Below are 581 nucleotides of genomic sequence, written 5' to 3' on the forward strand. Positions count from 1 at the left end.
GTCCAGGCGGCACGTCCCGGCCAGCGGGATCATCCAGGAGACCCGGCCAACGGGTCTTGAAGACAGGCGGCAGATGGCTTCGAAAACCACAAACCCTTTCACCTTTCTCCAGCAGGTTCGCGCGGAGACGGCCAAGGTGACATGGCCCTCGCGCCGCGAGACTATGATCTCGACGGTAATGGTCCTGGTTTTTGCGCTCATCGCCATGATCTTCTTCTTCACCGCCGACATAGCAATGGGCTATGCGATCGAGTGGATTCTGGGCCTCGGACATTAAGTTCGGCGATACGGAGAGGTCGTGAAATGACGCGGTGGTACATCGTCCACGCTTATTCGAACTTCGAGAAGAAGGTCGCCGAGGACATCGAGAACAAGGCCAAGCAGAAGGGCCTGTCGGGCGAGATCGAGCAGATCGTGGTGCCGACGGAGAAAGTCGTCGAGATACGCCGCGGCCGCAAGGTCGATGCGGAGCGCAAGTTCTTCCCCGGTTATGTGCTCTTGAAGGCCAACCTGACGGACGCCGTATTCTCGCTGGTCAAGAACACGCCGAAGGTCACCGGCTTCCTTGGTGACTCCAAGCC

General features: G+C 59.0%; 2 protein-coding genes. Both read left to right on the plus strand.

Features of this window, described 5'->3' with window-relative positions; all coding sequences use genetic code 11:
* The first annotated feature begins 73 nt into the window (after window positions 1-73).
* The gene (gene secE, locus EOA60_RS36355; RefSeq protein WP_066989573.1) at window positions 74-277 is read left to right on the plus strand and encodes a preprotein translocase subunit SecE; all 204 of its coding nucleotides are present in this window, start codon (window positions 74-76) and stop codon (window positions 275-277) included.
* A gap of 26 nt (window positions 278-303) precedes the next feature.
* The coding region (locus tag EOA60_RS36360) for a transcription termination/antitermination NusG family protein (protein ID WP_281060827.1) at window positions 304-581 on the plus strand (278 nt) is incomplete at its 3' end.

Origin of the sequence: Mesorhizobium sp. M1A.F.Ca.IN.020.06.1.1 (genome assembly GCF_004023265.1) — a bacterium.
In the GTDB taxonomy this organism is placed as follows: domain Bacteria; phylum Pseudomonadota; class Alphaproteobacteria; order Rhizobiales; family Rhizobiaceae; genus Mesorhizobium.

Excerpts from the sequence above, each read along its gene's own strand:
- secE (WP_066989573.1), top strand. The coding sequence starts at position 74 with ATGGCTTCGAAAACCACAAACCCTTTCACCTTTCTCCAGCAGGTTCGC.